Raw genomic sequence first — 17,705 nt, 5'->3', positions numbered from 1 at the left:
GCGGGTGGTGCTCGGCTCGAAAACCGGGCTTTGCAGCGCTACGCTTATCCCACCCAATCGAAAACTGCCCTGGTCAAGCAGCGGAGGAATGACTGCATGCGGTTGTCTACGTTCATCATTCAGCAGATGGAAAGGATCCTCCAGGCTTGGGAGGACTTCGCCCGAACGGTTGAGCTGCCCAGGGAAGCACTGAGCATATCGGGCCTGAGAAACCATGCTGCGCACATTCTCCTGGCCGTGGCTCGGGACATGCAAACCCACCAGACCGTACAACAGGAGATAGACAAATCCCAGGGCCTGGCGCCGGTGTCGGCGAGCGAAACTGCAGCAGAAACCCACGCGGTGATGCGCCTGATGGATGGCTTCAGCATGGACCAGATGGTGTCGGAGTACCGGGCCCTTCGATCAAGCGTGCTGCGCCTGTGGCTTTCGCAGGAAGCGTCGGTCGACCAGTCCGAGCGGGTGACGGAAATCATTCGCTTCAACGAAGCCATCGACCAGGCTCTGGTCGAGTCCATCGCTTCGTATGGCAAGGCCGTCGAGACCACACGAAAGATGGTGCTGGGGGTGCTCGGCCATGATCTTCGCTCGCCACTGACAGCGATCACCATGGGGGCCGGTATGCTTGCCAAGAGTCAACAGCTGGGCCCCCGGGAACAGACCGTGGTCACCCAGATCTACGCGAGCGTCGGGCGCGCCAACGACCTGGTGAACGATTTGCTCGACCTGGCCCGATGCAATCTGAGCCTGGGCATACCCATACAGCGTGAACCGAATGAGCTCAGCGCACTGTGTAACGCTATCGTCAAGGAAGTCAGCCTGGCCCATCCACAGCTAGACCTGCGCTTGGAGCAGGCGGCGCCATTGCCGGCCAGCTTCGATCCCTCACGCATGTCACAGGCGGTGTCGAACCTGGTCAACAATGCCATACGCCATGGCGATACCCGCTTGCCGATCCTGGTGCGGCTTGCGAGCGAGGACAATTGCGCGGTGATCGAGATTCACAACCGGGGCAACCCCATTTCGCCAGACCGCATGACGGACCTGTTCAATCCCGAGGCACGCTTGGCCCGGGCAGCCCAAGCCGAAGGTGGAAAACCGCATGGGCTGGGGCTTGGCTTGTTCATTGCCAACGAGATTGTCACCAGCCATGGTGGCACGATCGAGGTCGTTTCCAGTGCAGAACGGGGTACGACCTTCAGGGTTGTCTTTCCTCTTGAGCCAGGTACGTCTGCCGGTTGACGGCGCCGTGCCTGGCACCGGCTGTGCCGGCGTTCGCGGGCATGCCGTTCCGATTGCTGGGGATATTCGGGAGCGAAAGCATGGATGGCCTTCCTGCCTTGTTCACAGAGCGTCTGCTGCTGACGCCGCTTCGATTGGAGGATGCCCAGGCAATACAGGCGTTGTTCCCCCAATGGGAGATCGTGCGCTACCTTGACCGTCGCGTGCCATGGCCATATCCGCCAGACGGGGCGCTGAGCTATGTGCGTGATATCGCCCTGCCTGCGATGGCCGCCGGCCGAGAGTGGCACTGGATGATCCGTCTGCGCGACGAAGACCAGCGCACCATCGGCAGCATCAGCCTGTATGACCAGGCTGGAAACAACCGGGGATTCTGGCTGGCGCCGCAGTGGTGGGGCAAAGGCTATATGCGGGAAGCATGCCGGGCCATCAATGCTTATTGGTTCGAGACTTTGTCGCGCCCTGTCATGCGGGTTCCCAAGGCGGTTGCCAACAAAGCGTCTCGCAAGGTTTCAGAGCACGAAGGCATGCGCCTGGTCGAGGTACGCGATGGCGATTTCGTCTCCGGGCCAATGCGCGTCGAGATCTGGGAAATGACCCGCAGCGACTGGCTGGGCAGCGTGAAGCCAGGCCGCTAGTGGCTTGAGCCTGGTCAGCGGCTTTCCAGTCACACTGGCAGCCCTGCCAGTTGCAGGCCCTCGGCCAGCCGGGCCAGGTCTTCATCGCGATAGATCGGCAACCATTCACGCAGGGTCGACACGCGTAATCCTGGATCTTGCTCGCGCAGGCGCGCCATGGCCCGGTGGGCGCTGTCCATCCGCCCGCTCAGGGCATGGCTGGCAGCCACCAGGGCCACCGCCACCAGCAGGTTGGGCAGGTTGCCCAGGGATTTTTCCGCCCACTCCACCGCCTCATCCAGGCGCCCGGCAAAGAAGTGCGCCAATGCCATACCCACCTGCATGCGAAACATCTCCGGGTCCAGCGGGCTCAGCCGAGTGGCGTGGCTGAGGTTGTCGATGGCAGTCTGGGTCTCGCCACGCAGTGCCCGCAACACCCCGCCCAGGTACCAGGCCGGTGCCAGGTTGGGGTTGAGCAGGCGTGCCCGATCGAGCAAGGCGATGGCTCCGTCCAGGTCGCCGGCCAGATGGCCAAGGGCATGGCCACCGCGGGTCAGGGCCACGGCATCGTCACGCCCCAGCGCCACGGCAAGGCGGGCGAGCCGGGCGCCCTCGGCGATCTCCTCGGTGCGGTTGTCCATCCAGCCATTGAGCTTGCGCCAGAAGTAGCACCATGCGGCCATGCCATACGCCGAAGCGAATTCCGCGTCGCGCTCGATGGCGTGGTAATACAGCGTCAACGCCTCGGCGATCGCCTCGCGGGTGCCGTGGTGCAGCTTGGCCGTGCCGCGCAGGTAGAAATCGTAGGCGCCAAGGTCGGCGGTAGGCTTGCGTTTGGCCCGCTCGATCTCGGCCCGCTCCAGCTGTGGCGCGATCGCCCCTACCACGCTTTCCGTGACCTGGTCCTGCAACTCGAACACATCATCCAGCGACCCTTCGAAACGCTCGGCCCACAGGTGCTCGCCGCTGCTGGCGTCGATCAGCTGGCCGGTGATGCGCAGCCGCTGGCCGGCCTGGCGCACGCTGCCTTCGAGTACATAGCGCACGCCCAGGGCCTGGCCCACCTGCTGCACGTCGATGGGCTGGCCCTTGAAGGTGAAGCTGGAGTTGCGGGCGATGACGAACAGCCAGCGGATGCGTGACAGGGCGGCGATGATGTCCTCGACCATGCCGTCGGCGAAATAGTCCTGCTCGGGGTCACCGCTGAGGTTGTGGAACGGCAGCACGGTGATCGACGGCTTGTCCGGCAGCGCAGGCCCGCTGGGCGCCGGCGCCGTTTCGGCCGCAGCTTGCGTTGGGCCGGTGGCTGGTTCACGGACCTCGCCGACGAAGCGATAGCCCTTGCGCGCCACGGTACGCAGCAGCCGTTGTTCCTCGCCGGAGTCGCCGATAGCTTTGCGCAGGGCATTGATGTGGCTGGTGATGGTCGATTCGGAGACCACCTTGCCGTTCCACACCCGTGCCAGCAATTCGTCGCGGCCCAGCACCCGGTCGCGGTGGCTGACCAGTTGTACCAGCAGGTCGAACACCTGCGGGCCGATGGCCACGGCCTGGCCCTGGCGGGTCAGTTCCCGGCGCTGCTCGTCGAGCTGATAGTCGTCAAACACGAATGGCACGTGGGCATCCCTCGCACGCCCTGGGCCTGGTGGCCGAGGCGCCTGGTTTCAGGTTTCGCTCGATGATACGGCAGCCGCCCAGGCGGCAGTACTGGCCTGCGCTCGGTTTGAATAGTTTGGACGCAAATTAAAGCCTGCGTGGAGGCAAATCCAGCCCGCGAACAAGGACTCGCTGTGCCAGGCGGCGCATGCTGCAGCCAGACGACGGCAATGGTTGCGGTCGTGCATGTGGAGACAGCCCCAATGAAAATCGTGGTCATCGGAGGCACAGGCCTCATTGGTTCGAAGCTTGTCAACGGCCTGCGTGAGCGCGGCCACCAGGCCGTCGCGGCAGCGCCGAGCACCGGGGTCAACAGCATCACCCGCCAGGGCCTGGCCGAGGCGATGGATGGTGCGGATGTGGTGGTGGACGTGGCCAACGCCCCGTCCTGGGAGGACCAGGCGGTGCTGGACTTCTTCGAGACCTCCACGCGCAACCTGCTGGCAGCCGAGAAAGCCGCCGGGGTGAAGCATCATGTGGCGTTGTCGATCGTCGGTACCGAACGGCTGCCGGACAACGGCTACTTCCGCGCCAAGGTCGCCCAGGAGGCGCTGATCAAGGACTCGGCGCTGCCGTACACCGTGCTGCGGGCCACGCAGTTCTTCGAGTTCGTCGAAGGCATCGCCCAGGCGGGTACTGTCGGTGAGGAAGTCCACCTGTCGCCGGCGCTGTTCCAGCCGCTGGCTTCCGACGACGTGGTGGCGGCGCTGATCGACGTGGCCCTGGCACCTGCGGCCAACGCTACGCTGGAAGTGGCCGGGCCAGAGGCGCTGCCGATGGACGAGCTGGTGCGCCGCTTCCTGCGCCTGCGTGGCGACAGCCGCAAGGTGGTGGCCGACGTGCACGCTCGCTATTTCGGCGCCGAGCTCGACGACAAGGCACTCACCCCCGGCAGCGGCGCGCGGCTTGGCGCCATCCGTTTCGAAGACTGGCTGGCGCGCCAGTGAGCCGCCCAGCCCCCACCCGTTAACCAAGGAGCATCAGCATGTTCAATCGCACTCTCCTGGCCGCCGCGTTCAGCGTGCTGGCCATCACCCCGGCAATCGCCGCCGAACGCCCGCTGAGCAAGGTCACGGTGGTGTTCGACAAGCCGCTGCCTAACGTGCCAGGCAAGAGCATGCGCGGGGTCATCGTCGATTATGCGCCGGGCGCTGCGTCACCTGCGCACCGCCACCCGAATTCGGCTTTCATCTACGCCACCGTGCTCGAAGGCGAAGTACGCAGCAGCGTCAATGGCGAGCCGGCCAAGGTCTACAAGCCCGGCGAGAACTGGTACGAAGCCCCGGGTGCGTTCCATGGCGTCAGCGCCAACGCCAGCGACAGCAAGCCTGCCAAGCTGATGGCGGTGTTCGTGCTCGACAGCAACGAGACGGTACTGGTCACCCCGAGCGACAAGTAGGCCGCGGACAGGCGCCGATCCTGCGTACAATGCGGGCAGGGCAGGGGCATCGCGAGGTCAATGTGGAGTTACGCCAGTTTCGCTACTTTTTGAGTGTGCTGGAGCACGGCAGCCTGGGCAGGGCCGCGCTCGAGCTCGGGGTGGGCGCGTCCGCCCTGAGCCAGCAGCTGTCGAAGCTGGAAAGCGAGCTGAGCACCCGCCTGCTGACCCGCTCGAGTACCGGCGTTACGCCGACGGCGGCGGGCCTGGCCTTCGAATACCACGCCCGGCTGGCGCTGCGCCAGGCCGAGCACGCCATGCTGGCGGCGCAGAGCGGGCGCATGAGCGGCTACGTCAGCGTCGGCCTGGCGCCGACCAGCGCATCGGTGCTGGGCCTGGCCCTGATCGAGCGGATGCGCCAGCGTTATCCGGATATCCACCTGCACCTGGTGGAAATGCTCTCGGGCTATCTGGTGAGCCAGCTCAACGCCCGGCACCTGGACCTGGCGGTATTGTTCCAGGTGGAAGCGGGGGCGCGGCTGGAGGTGCGCCCGCTGCTGCAGGAGCGCTTGTTCGCCCTGGTGCCGCAGCGCCTGGTGCAGGAGGGCTGGGGCGAAGCGCTGACCCTGCAGCAGATCGCCACCCTGCCGCTGGTAATGCCCAGTACCCAGCACGGCCTGCGCTCGACGTTGCAGGCGATCCTGGCCCGGGCCGGGCTGGAAGCCGACATCGTCATGGAGGTCGACGGCTTGTCGCTGCTCATGGATTGCGTGGCGGCGGGTCACGCCGCCACCCTGCAGCCCGGTGCCGCGGTAGCCCGGGCAGCCCAGGCTGGCGTGCGAGTATTCGCCATCGACGATGCCCAGGCGCAGCGCCGCAACCTGGTGGTGAGCCTGAGTGAGGACGAACTCTCGCCAGCTGCGCTGGCCACCCGGATCGTGCTGCATGAGGTGGCCCGCGACCTAGTCGCCCAAGACCAATGGCCAGGGGCGCGCCTGCTCTGACGGGGGCGTGCCGCCCCGCCACCCTTTAGAAAAACTGAACACCTACCCCCGCTGATCGCGTTTCGTCACCCGCACGGTGTCATTAGATTCCGTGGTCCGCGAGGAGCACACCGACCGTTCTGGCTCCTCGAGACCTGGAGGCAAAATGATCGATGTGCTTGTCATTGGCGGTGGCAATGCCGCCCTGTGCGCTGCGTTGATGGCGCGTGAGGCCGGCGCCAGCGTGCTGCTGCTGGAGGCCGCGCCGCGTGCCTGGCGTGGTGGCAACTCGCAACACACCCGCAACCTGCGGTGCATGCACGATGCACCCCAGGATGTACTGGTCGATGCATACCCGGAAGAAGAGTTCTGGCAAGACCTGCTGAAGGTCACCGACGGCCAGACCAACGAAAAACTGGCGCGGCTGGTGATCAGGGAGTCGTCCGATTGCCGCGACTGGATGCGGCGCCACGGTGTGCATTTCCAGCCGTCGTTGTCCGGGGCCTTGCACACGGCGCGTACCAATGCGTTTTTCATGGGCGGCGGCAAGGCCTTGGTCAATGCCTATTTCCGCAGCGCCGAACGCCTCGGCGTGCAGGTTCGCTACGACACCCCGGTGTGCGACATCGAGCTGCAGGGCGACCGCTTCGTGGCCGCTCATGTGCCGCCGCGCGAGGTGGGCGGGCGGCAGTTGCCGGCCGAACGTATCCAGGCGCGCAGCTGCGTGCTGGCCGCCGGTGGCTTCGAATCCAACCGCCGCTGGCTGCGTGAGGCCTGGGGGCAGAACGAACGCGGCGAATGGCCGGCGGACAACTTCCTGGTGCGTGGTACCCGCTTCAATGACGGCGTGCTGCTGCGGCGCATGATCGACCTGGGCGCCGACACCATCGGTGACCCGACCCAGGCACACATGGTGGCCATCGATGCGCGCGCGCCCCTTTACGACGGCGGCATCTGCACCCGCATCGACTGCGTGTCGCTGGGGGTGGTGGTCAATCGCGACGGGCGGCGCTTCTACGATGAGGGCGAAGACTTCTGGCCCAAACGCTACGCGATCTGGGGGCGCCTGGTGGCCCATCAGCCGGGCCAGGTCGGGTTTTCCATCATCGACCAGAAGGCCCTGGGCCGGTTCATGCCGCCGGTGTTTCCGGGCACCGCCGCCAATACCCTGGAAGAACTGGCGGGCCTGCTTGGGCTGCCGCCGGCGGCCTTCGTGGACAGCGTGCAGGCCTACAACCAGGCCTGCCAACCTGGCACCTTCGACCATACCCGGCTGGACGACTGCCACACCGTCGGCATCGCCCCCGCCAAGAGCCACTGGGCCCTGCCCATCGATACGCCGCCGTTCTACGGCTACCCGTTGCGCCCTGGTGTCACCTTCACCTACCTGGGCCTGCGCACCGACGAGAGCGCCGCCGTGCACTTCGCCGGTCGGCGCAGCCCGAACCTGTTCGTGGCCGGTGAAATGATGGCCGGCAACGTACTCGGCAAGGGCTACACCGCCGGTGTCGGCATGTCCATCGGCACCGCCTTCGGCCGTATTGCCGGCACCCGCGCCGCTGCCGCTGCCGAGCGCATTTCATCCCCAGACGAGGCCCGCCATGACCGCGCAACTGCCTGAACCCCGCCAGTACCAGCCTGCCGCAAGCGGCGCCGAACTGATCCCGTTGCTGAATCTGGACGAACAGGAAGTGCAGCGGCAGATGAGCATCTGCAACGCCTGTCGCTATTGTGAAGGGTTTTGCGCCGTGTTCCCGGCGATGACCCGCCGGCTGAACTTCGGCAAGGCCGATATTCATTACCTGGCCAACCTGTGCCACAACTGCGGTGCCTGCCTGCACGCCTGCCAGTACGCCGCGCCCCATGAGTTCGCCGTCAACGTGCCACAGGCCATGGCCAAGGTGCGCGGCCAGACCTATGCCGACTATGCCTGGCCGGCGGCGTTCGGCCGGTTGTACCGGCACAATGGCGCCTATGTCGCCGGCGCGCTGGCCGTGGCACTGTCGCTGTTCTTGCTGCTGGCCCTGGCGGTCAATGGCACCTTGCTGCCGGGTCGGCTGGCGGGTGACTTCTATGCGGTGTTCCCGCACAACACCCTGGCGCTGTTGTTCGGTAGCGTCTTCAGCCTTGCCGGTGTGGCGCTGGCGGTGGCGGTGCGGCGCTTCTGGCGCCAGGTTTCGCCCGCCGAGCGCCAGGCAGCGCCGGCCGATGGCGCTGTGTTCGAGGCATCGGCGGCAGTACTGACACTCAAGTACCTCGACGGAGGGCATGGCCAGGGGTGCAACAATGAGGATGATCGCTACACGCTCTGGCGTCGGCGCTTCCATCATCTGACCTTCTACGGCTTCCTGCTGTGCTTCGCGGCCACGCTGGTCGCCACCGGTTATCACTACCTGCTCGGCCTGGCAGCGCCTTACCCGGTGCTGAGCCTGCCGGTGCTGCTGGGCACGGTCGGTGGGGCTGGCCTGGTTATCGGCCCGGTCGGGCTGCTGGCGCTGAACCTGCGCCGGGCGCCGGAGCACGGCGATGCTCGGCAAAGGCCGATGGACCGGGCCTTCATCCTGCTGCTGTTGCTGGTCAGCGTCACCGGGCTGGCACTGCTGGCGCTGCGTGACAGCGGGGCCATGGCCATTCTGCTGGCCATCCACCTGGGCACGGTGATGGCGCTGTTCCTCACGCTGCCGTACGGCAAGTTCGCCCACGGCCTGTTCCGCAGCGCCGCGTTGCTGAAGTTCGCCATCGAGAAACGCCGGCCCGACCCGCATGGCCTGGGTGGGGACTGAAGCATGGGCACGACGCTGGTGTTTTTCCGGGTCGGGCATCGGCCTGGTGGCCGCCCTCGTTCAGCGGTTGGGCCACTTTTCCAGGAGGATCGAAACGAACTTTTCCGCGGCAGGCGACAGCGACGCCCCGCGCCGGTACACCAGGCCCAGGGTGCGCGTTACCTGGGGTTCGATCAGCGGCACGCTGACCAGCGTCGGATGGTCGGCGCTGGGCATGGCCAGGCTGGGCATGGCGGATACCCCCAGCCCGGCCTCGACCATCCCCAGCGAGGTGGACAGGTGCTGCACCTCGTAGAACCACTTGGGGCGCAGGTTGAGGCCGGAGAGGGCGTGGTCGAGCAGCATGCGGTTGCCGCTCAGGCGGCCGACGCCAATCAGCCGGTAGTCGGCAAGCTCGGTCCAGGTAACGGCCTCACGCCCCGCCAGTTTGTGGTCACGCCGGCAGGCCAGGACAAAGTGCTCCTGCACCAGCGAGACGAATTCGATGTCCGGGTGTTGCCCGCTCATCATGTTGATGCCGAAGTCGGCTTCGCCGCGCAGCACGGCTTCCAGCCCATCATTGGCGCTGAGGTCGAGCAGGCGGATACGGATTTTCGGGTACTGCTCGTTGTAGTCGCGAATCACCGACGGCAGGAAGTAGAACGCGGCCGTGGGAATGCAGGCGAGGGTGACCTGGCCGGTCTGGCGCTCAGCCAGCTCGCGGATGCTGAGGATCGAGTCCTCGAAATCATCCAGCAGCCGCCTGGCCTTGGGCAGGAAGTCGCGCCCGACACTGGTCAGGCTGACCCGACGGGTGGTGCGTTCCAGCAACGATGTACCCAGGCCTTCTTCCAGCTTCTTGATCCGCCGACTCAGGGCCGGTTGCGACAAGTGCAGTGCTTCGGCGGCTTCATGGAAGCTGCCGAGTTCGGCGATTTTCACGAAAGATCGGATGTCTTGCAGCTCATATTCCATAAATAAACCACAGCCCGTACGACGGAGGATTGTTTTGTGAAAAGCAATAATGACTACGATATTTGCATTGGATTGATTTATCCATCCCTGTCACTCTTTTGTTCACAGCATCAATGATGTCCATTGATCAACAAGAGTGCGAAATCATGCAACGAATTCCTTGCGTACTCATGCGCGGCGGCACCTCCAAGGGGCCGTTCTTTCACGCCTGGGACCTGCCTGCCAATGTGGTCGAGCGCGACGAATTGCTGATCAACCTGATGGGCTCCGGTCACGAACTGGAAATCGACGGCATCGGTGGCGGCAGCCCGCAGACCAGCAAGGTCGCCATCATCAGCCCGTCGTTGCATGCCGACGCCGACGTCGACTACCTGTTCGTCCAGGTCATGGTCGCCCAGCGCCGGGTCGACACTGCCCCCAACTGCGGCAACATGCTGTGTGCCGTGGGGCCGTTCGCCATCGAGCAAGGCCTGGTCAAAGGCCAGGACGGCAAGACGCTGGTGCGTATTCGCAACCTCAACACCGGTACCTTCGTCAATTCGCTGGTGGAAACCCCCGGCGGTATCGTGCGCTACGAAGGCCGCACGGCGATCGATGGCGTACCGGGCACTGCCGCCCCGGTGCACCTGACCTTCCTCGACGCGGTCGGCAGCAAGACCGGCAAGCTGTTCCCCACCGGCCAGGCCAAGGACGTGATCGACGGTGTGCCCGTCACCTGCATCGACATGGCCATGCCGATGATGGTGGTGCAAGCCAGCGAACTGGGGGTCAGCGGCTCGGAAACCCCGGCCGAACTCGACGCCAACGGTGCGCTGCTCGCACGCCTCGAGGCGTTGCGCCTGAAGGCCGGCAAGGCCATGGGCCTGGGTGATGTCAGTGGCATGGTCATTCCCAAGCCGGTGCTGGTGTCCAAACCACGCTACGACGGCACCGTGCAGGTTCGCTACTTCATGCCGCACAACTGCCATCGCGCCCTGGCCATCACCGGCGCGGTAGGGCTGGCGACTGCCTGCGTCAGCCCCGGTACGGTGATCGGCGACTTGCTGGGCGAGGGCGCCGGGCAACTCACCGAGGTGCGCCTGGAACACCCGAGCGGTGGCATCGATGTCGCGCTGTCGCGCAGCGGCGCCGATGGCAAGACGATCCAGGCCTCGGTGGTGCGAACCGCCCGGCGGCTCTTCTCAGGGTTCGTCTACGCCCCTACATTCCGCAGGTTGGCGGGGTAAGCCCAGGCGTTATCCAGACCTGCACATTCGCAACAAGCGCATCCGCACAATTTCAACAATGGGTGATGCCACATGAAACTCGCCAAATCGCTGTACTTCCAGATCCTCTGCGCCGTCCTGCTGGGCGTGGTGGTCGGCCATTTCTGGGCGCAACAGGCGGTGGCCCTGAAGCCGCTGGGTGATGCGTTCATCAAACTGATCAAGATGATGATCGCCCCGGTGGTGTTCTGCACCATCGTCACCGGCATCGCCGGCATGACCGACAAGCGCTCCCTGGGGCGCCTGATGAGCAAGACCCTGCTGCTGTTCCTGGGCCTGACCGTGGTCAGCCTGGTGATCGGCCTGGCGGCGGTGTACCTGTTCAAGCCCGGCGTCGGCATGAACATCGACCCGGCCACCCTGAGCACCGCCGGCCTCAGCCAGTACACCGCGTCGGCTGCCAAGCTGAGCGTGGTGGACTTCTTCATGCACATCATCCCGGACACCTTCATCGGTGCGTTCAACAAGGGTGAGGTGCTGCCGGTGCTGTTCATTGCCGTGCTCAGCGGTTTCGCCCTGTCGTCGATGGGCGAGAAGGGCAAGCCGGTACTGGATGTGCTGGAGTCGGCATCGACCATGGTGTTCCGTATCTTCGGCTACCTGATGCGTTTCGCCCCGGTCGGTGCCTTCGGTGCGCTGGCGTTCACCGTTGGCCAGTACGGCATCACCTCGCTCGGTTCGCTGGCCAAGCTGGTGGGTACGCTGTACATCGCCTGCGCATTCTTCGTCCTGGTGGTGCTGGGGGGCATCTGCCGTGCCCATGGCTTCAGCCTGTGGAAGCTGCTGCGCTACTTCCGCGAAGAGTTCCTGGTAGTGCTGGGCACGTCCTCGACCGAGCCGGTGTTGCCGCGCATGCTCGAGAAACTGGAGAAACTGGGCTGCAAGAAGGGCGTGGTCGGCCTGGTGTTGCCCACCGGCTACTCGTTCAACCTGGACGGGACCGCCATCTACCTGTCACTGGCCGCGGTGTTCATCGCCCAGGCCTGCAACATCGACCTGAGCCTGGGCCAGGTGGTCACCATGCTGGCGATCATGCTGCTGTCGTCCAAGGGCGCCGCAGGCGTGACCGGCAGCGGCTTCGTGGCGCTGGCTTCGACCCTGACCGTGATCCATGACATCCCCCTGGCCGGCCTGGCCCTGCTGATCGGCATCGACCGCTTCATGTCGGAAGCCCGTGCCCTGACCAGCCTTGCCAGCAACGCGGTGGCAACGGTGGTGGTGTCGCTGTCGGAAAACGCCTGTGACCGCGAGACCCTGCAGCGCCGCCTGAATGGCGAAGCGCCGGCCAGTCCGGTTGCGCAAACACCTGAATGGACCGTCGAGCCGCGTCGTCACGGCTGAACCGCGGTGCCCTGAACCTTTGTCGACCAATCCCCCCACCCGCTTTGGCCGGGTGGGGTAGGGGGCCGTCTGCGCTGCGCTCGGCCACACTGGAAAATAACAACAAGAGAACAAACCATGCTTGCACTTCTGGGCCTGATCATGGTGGTGACCTTCACCTACCTGATCATGAGTAAACGCCTGTCGCCGATCGTTGCACTGACCGTCGTTCCGATCGTCTTCGCCCTGATCGGCGGCTTTGCGCCCGAGCTGGGCAAGATGATGCTCGACGGGCTGAAAATGGTCGCACCGTCCGCTGCGTTGCTGCTGTTCGCGATCCTGTTTTTCGGCCTGATGATCGACGCCGGCCTGTTCGACCCGCTGATCCGCAAGATCCTCAAGCGGGTGAACGGTGACCCGGTCAAGATCGCCATCGGCACCGCACTGCTGTCGCTGCTGGTGGCACTGGACGGTGATGGCACCACCACCTACATGATCACCTGTGCCGCCATGCTGCCGCTGTACAAGCGGATCGGCATGAACCCGATGATCCTGGCCACGGTGTCGATGCTGTCGCTGAGCATCATGAGCGGCATGAGCCCCTGGGGCGGCCCGGCCACGCGTGCCATTGCCGCGCTGGGGCTGGATGCCACCGAATACTTCATCCCGATGTTGCCCACCGTCATCGGTGGCGCCGCCTGGGTGGTGTTCACCGCCTTCCTGCTGGGCCGCGCCGAACGCCGGCGTATCGGCAACATCGCGCTGGAGTCCGGTGGTGGCAACTGCTACATCAAGGAAATCCTCGGCGATAGCCCGCACAAGCGCCCGCGCCTTGCCTATGTGAACCTGGTGCTGGTGATTGCCGTGATGACCGCCCTGGTGCTGGGGCTGATGCACGCCGCCATCCTGTTCATGATCGGTTTCGTCGCCGCGCTGATGATCAACTACCCGCAGCTGGAGCTGCAGAAAGAGCGCATCCTCGCCCATTCGGGCAATGCGATGACCGTGGTGCTGCTGGTGTTCGCGGCGGGCATCTTCGCCGGAATTTTCTCCGGCACCAAGATGGTCGATGCCCTGGCGCAAACCCTGGTGGACTGGATTCCCGAAGCCTGGAGCCACTGGTTCCCGCTGGTGGTGGCGCTGACCAGCATGCCGCTGACCTTCGTGCTGTCCAACGATGCCTACTACTTCGGCGTAGTGCCGATCCTGGCCAATGCTGCGGCAGCCTATGGCATCGACCCGGTGGAAATCGCCCGCGCCTCGGTGCTGGGTCAGCCGGTGCACCTGATGAGCCCCCTGGTCGCATCGACCCTGCTGTTGGTGGGCATGGTCGACCGGGATATCGGCGACTTCCAGAAAGCCACGGTGAAATGGGCAGTACTCACCTCGCTGGTCATCACCGCGCTGGCTTTGCTCACCGGGGCCTTGTCCTTCTTCGTCTAAGCGTTACCGGGCGCTGTCAGGCGCCCGCCACTACTCATTCTGAAAACAACAACAGAGTACCGATCATGTCCCGAGCTGTGTTCCGTGGGGCCACCTGTGGCCTGCTGTGCGGCTGGCTGCCTGTTGCCGGCGCCGCTGGTTTCGTCGATGACAGCAAGCTCAAGCTGCAACTGCGCAATGTCTATTTCAACGAGAATTTCCGTGACGAGCAGGGCATGAGCGCCCGAGCCGCGGCCAATGCCAAGAGCGAGCGGGTGGAGTGGGCACAGGGCTTCCTGCTCGACTACCAGTCGGGCTTTACCAACGGCACGCTGGGCGTGGGGCTGGATGCGCTTGGCCTGTGGGGGGTACGCCTCGACTCCGGTCGTGGGCGCAGTGGCACGGGGCTGCTGCCGGTGCATGATGATGGCCGCGCTGCGGACGAGTTCGCCAGCGCTGGGGTGACGGCCAAGGCACGCCTGGGCCAGACCGTGGTCAAGCACGGCACCTTGCTGCCGAAGACACCGCTGCTGGTGTACAACGATGCGCGGTTGTTGCCGCAGACCTACCAGGGCACGCAGCTCACCAGCACCGACATTGACGGGCTGGCCTTGACGGCTGGCCACCTGGACCGCTTCAAGCAGCGTGACTCCTCCGACAGCACCGGCCTTTACCTGGATGGCTATGGCGGCGACAAGTCGGGTGACTTCAATTTTGCCGGTGCCGATTATGCCGTGAACAAACAGTTGCGCCTGAGCTACTACCATGGCCAGCTCGAGCATTTCTATCGCCAGGATTTCGCCGGGGTGGTCCATGACCTGCCGCTGGCTGGCGGCGTCCTGACTACCGACCTGCGCTATTTCAAGAGCCGCGACAGCGGGGCGGCCTACGGTGGCGCCATCGACAACGACATGTTCAGCGGGCAACTGGCCTATGCCCATTCTGGCCATACCGTTGGTGCTGGCTACCAGGTGCTCGATGGCGAAGCGGGGTTGCCGTATATCAGTGGTGCGACGGTCTATTCGTTCAGTAACGTCGGTATCGGCAAGTTCATCGAGGAAGAGGAGAAGACCTGGATGGCCAGTTACGCCTACAACTTTGCCGCCGCCGGTGTGCCCGGGCTGACCTTCATGACGCGCTACCTGAGTGGCGACAATGGCCGCTCCGGTAGCGAGGGGATCAAGGAGTGGGAGCGTGACGCCGAGCTTGCCTATGTGGTGCAGGCCGGGCCGTTGAAAGGCCTGGGGGTGAAGTTGCGCAATTATGTCTACCGTTCGGATTTTGCTCGGGGGCGGGACAGTAATCGCCTTTACCTGACCTACGATATCGCCATCTGGTAAGGGGGCCGGGCTTCAGCCGCGAACCGCGTTGCCTGCATCGCGGATGAATCCGCTCCTACAAGGGTGAACGGCTTGAGGTTGAGGTTGCACCTGGTAGGAGCGGATTTATCCGCGATCACCGGCACAGCCGGTGCCATCCACCGCGCTGCCTGTTTCACGGGCACGCCTTGTCGGGGCGCATGCCTTATCGGGCCTTGCTCTCCAGGATCCGCCCACCGGTGCCTTGCTTGGCCAACACATCCTCAGGGTTGCGCAGCGGGCATTCCTCCAGTGACAGGCAACCGCAACCAATGCAATTGTCCAGGCTGTCGCGCAACGCTTCCAGCGTGCGGATGCGCGCATTCAGGTCTTCGCGCCAGGCGGTGGACATTTCCCCCCATTGCGCCGCCGTCAGCTTGCTGTTCGGCGGATACCGGCTGAACGCCTGCCTGATTTCCTCCAAGGGAATGCCGGTGCGCTGCGCCACCTTGATGATGGCTAATGTACGCAGTACCAGCGCCGGATAGCGGCGCTGATTGCCAGCGGTACGAGTGCTGGCGATCAACCCCTTGGTTTCGTAGAAATGCAGCGCAGACACGGCCACGCCGCTGCGTCTGGCCACTTCACCTACCGTTAGCATTCGTGTGCTGTCTACTGCCATGCCTGTTGGTCTCACGTTAACCTGCAGAGGTGTTCAACCCGGTGAACGATCCCGGCGCATCTGGCTGATCAAGGTAAAGCGGTCATCCGGAAGCACCGTCTCGGACACCGCCATCAGGTCGCCGTTTTCCTCGCGGTAATGACGGAGGATCTTGAGCGCTGCGGAACCTGCTTCAGCCTTCAGCGCCTGGGCGACTTGCGCTGTCAGCAAGACCGCCCGTACCTGTTGCTCGACCACCGCGATTGCCCGGTCATAGCGTTGCTCGATCAACCCTGCGATCACCTGGTCAGGGTGTGCGCGGGCCAGTTCAATGACCTCGGCATAGTCTCGCGGTACGTAAACATCGCACCAGCACTGCGGCAAGCTATCGTGCACGCGGTCGACACGGACGCTCGACACGCAGAGGTAATGCTCACCGGGTACCAGGCCCAACCGCTCGGCTTCGCTCAGGTCGGCGACGAATTGGCGCACGTCCTGTATTTGCCGGTGCTGGTTTTGCCCGAGTTGCGCAAGGTCCGCCACGCTGGCCAGTGACTGGGTATAGCCGCCACGCGGGGTGCTGGCCTCGACCCGGGTGCCCACGCGCTTGCGGCGCGACACCAGCCCCTGGTCGAGCAACTGGTCGATGGCCGTGCGCACCGTGTGCCGGCTGACATCGTACAGGTCGCACAGCTCGAGTTCGGTGGGCAGCAGGCTGCCCACCGGGTAACGGCCGCTGGTGATGCCTTGCATCAAGTCCTTTGCCACACGGGCATAGCGCGTCGGGTTCATGCCTTGCCCTATCGGCAAAATGAAAGAAGGGCAGTTTAACAGAGCCCCCCGACGCTGCAGGTTGCACTGCCTGTCACTCCAGGCTCAGCAAGTCCTGCACGGTCTGCCTGCGGCGAATCATGCGCAACGCGCCATCCTCGATCAGGAATTCCGGCAGCAGTGGCCGGCTGTTGTAGTTCGACGACATCGATGCCCCGTAAGCGCCGGCGTCGTGGATCACCAGCAGGTCGCCCACCTGTGCCTGGGGCAGGTCGTGCGGGGTCAGTTCCTGGTCATCCTGGGTAAACACGTCACCCGACTCGCACAGCGGCCCGGCCACCACGGTCGGCTGGCGTGGGCGCTCCACCGGCTGGCCGTGGGCGTCGAGCAGGGTCATGCGGTGGTAGGCGCCATACATGGCCGGGCGCATCAGGTCGTTGAAGCCGGCATCGATGATGACGAAGGTGTTGCGGCCGGCCTGCTTCACGGCACGCACTTCGGCCACCAGGTAGCCCGATTCCGCCACCAGGAAGCGCCCTGGCTCGATCTCCATGCGCACCGGGTGGCCCAGCATGGCTTCGATTTCCTGGCGCGCCACGGCCCAGGTGCGGGCGTAGCGCTGCAGGTCGACCGGTTTGTCGGTGCTGCGATACGGGGTGGAAAGCCCGCCGCCGATGGAGAAGGCTTCGATGTCCACTCCCAGGCGGCCAACCAGCTCGATCATCGCCCGGGCTACCTGCTCCAGGTGCTGGTAATCCACGCCGGAGCCGATGTGCATGTGCACGCCCACCAGATGCAGGCCGTGAGCCCTCACGCAGGCCAGCGCCTCGTCCAGTTGCTCGTGCCAGATGCCGTGCTTGCTGTTCTCGCCACCGGTGTTGGTCTTGCGGCTGTGGCCATGGCCGAAACCAGGGTTGATGCGCAGCCATACGCGATGGCCGGGGGAGCGTTCACCCAACTGGCGGAGCATGTCGATGGAGCCGGCATTCACCTCGATTTTCGACGCCACCACCCGTTCCAGGGTCGGCCGGTCCAGCGCATCGCAGGTCAGTACCACGCCGGCGGGGTCGCCATCCACGCTTGCACCGGCAGCGAAGGCACGCTCCATCTCGCCCAGCGATACCGCGTCCAGCACCAGGCCATGGGCGCGCATCAGCCGCAGCACATGCAGGTTGGGGTTGGCCTTCTGGGCGAAACGCACGGTGTCGAACACCTTCAGTTGTTCGACCCGTTCGGCGATGGTGCTGGCGTCGTAGGCCCACAGCGGCGTGCCGTGCTGGTGGGCCGCCTCGGCCAGAAGGGAGAAGGGTGCGGTCATGGTGGCGCTACTCAAATCAAGGAAGGGTTCGAGGATG

The 17,705-nt window shown here is 64.8% G+C and carries 16 protein-coding genes; 11 read left to right on the top strand and 5 right to left on the bottom strand.

All coding sequences use genetic code 11. The features are described 5' to 3' along the window. Positions 1-96 precede the first annotated feature (96 nt). Both HU760_RS17455 and HU760_RS17450 read left to right on the top strand, forming a co-directional pair. Positions 97-1,242 carry a sensor histidine kinase gene (locus HU760_RS17455; protein ID WP_186679423.1) on the top strand — a complete coding sequence of 382 codons (1,146 nt, stop codon included), beginning with the start codon at positions 97-99 and terminating at the stop codon, positions 1,240-1,242. Between the two features lie 80 nt (positions 1,243-1,322). After that, a complete protein-coding gene (locus HU760_RS17450; RefSeq protein WP_186679421.1) occupies positions 1,323-1,880 on the top strand; it encodes a GNAT family N-acetyltransferase in 558 nt (185 codons plus the stop codon). Between the two features lie 29 nt (positions 1,881-1,909). Here HU760_RS17450 and HU760_RS17445 read toward each other — a convergent pair whose 3' ends face one another. After that, on the bottom strand, positions 1,910-3,475 hold the full coding sequence (locus tag HU760_RS17445) for a winged helix-turn-helix domain-containing tetratricopeptide repeat protein (protein WP_186679419.1): 1,566 nt from the start codon (positions 3,473-3,475) through the stop codon (positions 1,910-1,912). A gap of 243 nt (positions 3,476-3,718) precedes the next feature. Here HU760_RS17445 and HU760_RS17440 point away from each other — a divergent pair, with 243 nt between their 5' ends. The 5 genes from HU760_RS17440 to tcuB all read left to right on the top strand — a co-directional run bounded on the left by HU760_RS17440 (position 3,719) and on the right by tcuB (position 8,659). Next, positions 3,719-4,462: an SDR family oxidoreductase gene (locus HU760_RS17440; protein WP_186679417.1), complete on the top strand. Its 744-nt coding sequence runs from the start codon at positions 3,719-3,721 to the stop codon at positions 4,460-4,462. Positions 4,463-4,500: 38 nt separating this feature from the next. After that, positions 4,501-4,914, top strand: a complete 414-nt coding sequence (locus HU760_RS17435) for a cupin domain-containing protein (protein ID WP_170029028.1) — start codon at positions 4,501-4,503, stop codon at positions 4,912-4,914. Positions 4,915-4,976: 62 nt separating this feature from the next. Beyond that, a complete protein-coding gene (locus HU760_RS17430) occupies positions 4,977-5,897 on the top strand; it encodes a LysR family transcriptional regulator (protein WP_186679415.1) in 921 nt (306 codons plus the stop codon). A gap of 145 nt (positions 5,898-6,042) precedes the next feature. Beyond that, a complete protein-coding gene (gene tcuA, locus HU760_RS17425; RefSeq protein WP_186679413.1) occupies positions 6,043-7,497 on the top strand; it encodes an FAD-dependent tricarballylate dehydrogenase TcuA in 1,455 nt (484 codons plus the stop codon). Further along, positions 7,478-8,659, top strand: coding sequence for a tricarballylate utilization 4Fe-4S protein TcuB (tcuB, locus tag HU760_RS17420; protein WP_186679411.1), 1,182 nt, complete (start codon positions 7,478-7,480; stop codon positions 8,657-8,659). The genes tcuA and tcuB overlap by 20 nt, the downstream gene beginning before the upstream one ends. A gap of 60 nt (positions 8,660-8,719) precedes the next feature. On the opposite strand, the gene HU760_RS17415 is transcribed toward tcuB, so the two are convergent. Further along, positions 8,720-9,613 carry a LysR family transcriptional regulator gene (locus HU760_RS17415; protein ID WP_170029032.1) on the bottom strand — a complete coding sequence of 298 codons (894 nt, stop codon included), beginning with the start codon at positions 9,611-9,613 and terminating at the stop codon, positions 8,720-8,722. A 146-nt stretch (positions 9,614-9,759) separates the two neighbouring features. Here HU760_RS17415 and HU760_RS17410 point away from each other — a divergent pair, with 146 nt between their 5' ends. From HU760_RS17410 to HU760_RS17395, 4 genes are all read left to right on the top strand, one after another. Beyond that, on the top strand, positions 9,760-10,839 hold the full coding sequence (locus tag HU760_RS17410) for a 4-oxalomesaconate tautomerase (RefSeq protein WP_186679401.1): 1,080 nt from the start codon (positions 9,760-9,762) through the stop codon (positions 10,837-10,839). Positions 10,840-10,911: 72 nt separating this feature from the next. Next, entirely contained in the window at positions 10,912-12,219 is a 1,308-nt protein-coding gene (locus tag HU760_RS17405; RefSeq protein WP_186679397.1) for a dicarboxylate/amino acid:cation symporter, read from the top strand. Between the two features lie 117 nt (positions 12,220-12,336). Continuing rightward, entirely contained in the window at positions 12,337-13,641 is a 1,305-nt protein-coding gene (locus HU760_RS17400; protein WP_186679394.1) for a CitMHS family transporter, read from the top strand. A 65-nt stretch (positions 13,642-13,706) separates the two neighbouring features. Further along, positions 13,707-14,960, top strand: coding sequence for an OprD family porin (locus HU760_RS17395; RefSeq protein WP_186679391.1), 1,254 nt, complete (start codon positions 13,707-13,709; stop codon positions 14,958-14,960). A 184-nt stretch (positions 14,961-15,144) separates the two neighbouring features. Here the strand turns inward: HU760_RS17395 and soxR are convergent, their stop codons facing one another. The 3 genes from soxR to lysA form a co-directional block, all read right to left on the bottom strand. After that, positions 15,145-15,600, bottom strand: a complete 456-nt coding sequence (gene soxR, locus HU760_RS17390; protein ID WP_186679388.1) for a redox-sensitive transcriptional activator SoxR — start codon at positions 15,598-15,600, stop codon at positions 15,145-15,147. Between the two features lie 33 nt (positions 15,601-15,633). Then, positions 15,634-16,371 carry a GntR family transcriptional regulator gene (locus tag HU760_RS17385; protein ID WP_186679385.1) on the bottom strand — a complete coding sequence of 246 codons (738 nt, stop codon included), beginning with the start codon at positions 16,369-16,371 and terminating at the stop codon, positions 15,634-15,636. Positions 16,372-16,444: 73 nt separating this feature from the next. Beyond that, on the bottom strand, positions 16,445-17,668 hold the full coding sequence (gene lysA, locus HU760_RS17380) for a diaminopimelate decarboxylase (protein ID WP_186679383.1): 1,224 nt from the start codon (positions 17,666-17,668) through the stop codon (positions 16,445-16,447). Between the last annotated feature and the right edge of the window lie 37 nt (positions 17,669-17,705).

The organism is Pseudomonas oryzicola (assembly GCF_014269185.2).
Lineage (GTDB): Bacteria > Pseudomonadota > Gammaproteobacteria > Pseudomonadales > Pseudomonadaceae > Aquipseudomonas > Aquipseudomonas oryzicola.
This window is presented reverse-complemented; position numbering and strand designations above follow the sequence as displayed.

Coding starts and splice junctions, on each gene's coding strand:
- HU760_RS17450 (WP_186679421.1), top strand. CDS start 1,323: ATGGATGGCCTTCCTGCCTTGTTCACAGAGCGTCTGCTGCTGACGCCG.
- soxR (WP_186679388.1), bottom strand. CDS start 15,600: ATGGCAGTAGACAGCACACGAATGCTAACGGTAGGTGAAGTGGCCAGA.
- HU760_RS17400 (WP_186679394.1), top strand. CDS start 12,337: ATGCTTGCACTTCTGGGCCTGATCATGGTGGTGACCTTCACCTACCTG.
- HU760_RS17410 (WP_186679401.1), top strand. CDS start 9,760: ATGCAACGAATTCCTTGCGTACTCATGCGCGGCGGCACCTCCAAGGGG.
- HU760_RS17395 (WP_186679391.1), top strand. CDS start 13,707: ATGTCCCGAGCTGTGTTCCGTGGGGCCACCTGTGGCCTGCTGTGCGGC.
- HU760_RS17385 (WP_186679385.1), bottom strand. CDS start 16,371: ATGAACCCGACGCGCTATGCCCGTGTGGCAAAGGACTTGATGCAAGGC.
- HU760_RS17435 (WP_170029028.1), top strand. CDS start 4,501: ATGTTCAATCGCACTCTCCTGGCCGCCGCGTTCAGCGTGCTGGCCATC.
- lysA (WP_186679383.1), bottom strand. CDS start 17,668: ATGACCGCACCCTTCTCCCTTCTGGCCGAGGCGGCCCACCAGCACGGC.
- tcuA (WP_186679413.1), top strand. CDS start 6,043: ATGATCGATGTGCTTGTCATTGGCGGTGGCAATGCCGCCCTGTGCGCT.
- HU760_RS17455 (WP_186679423.1), top strand. CDS start 97: ATGCGGTTGTCTACGTTCATCATTCAGCAGATGGAAAGGATCCTCCAG.
- HU760_RS17415 (WP_170029032.1), bottom strand. CDS start 9,613: ATGGAATATGAGCTGCAAGACATCCGATCTTTCGTGAAAATCGCCGAA.
- HU760_RS17440 (WP_186679417.1), top strand. CDS start 3,719: ATGAAAATCGTGGTCATCGGAGGCACAGGCCTCATTGGTTCGAAGCTT.
- HU760_RS17405 (WP_186679397.1), top strand. CDS start 10,912: ATGAAACTCGCCAAATCGCTGTACTTCCAGATCCTCTGCGCCGTCCTG.
- tcuB (WP_186679411.1), top strand. CDS start 7,478: ATGACCGCGCAACTGCCTGAACCCCGCCAGTACCAGCCTGCCGCAAGC.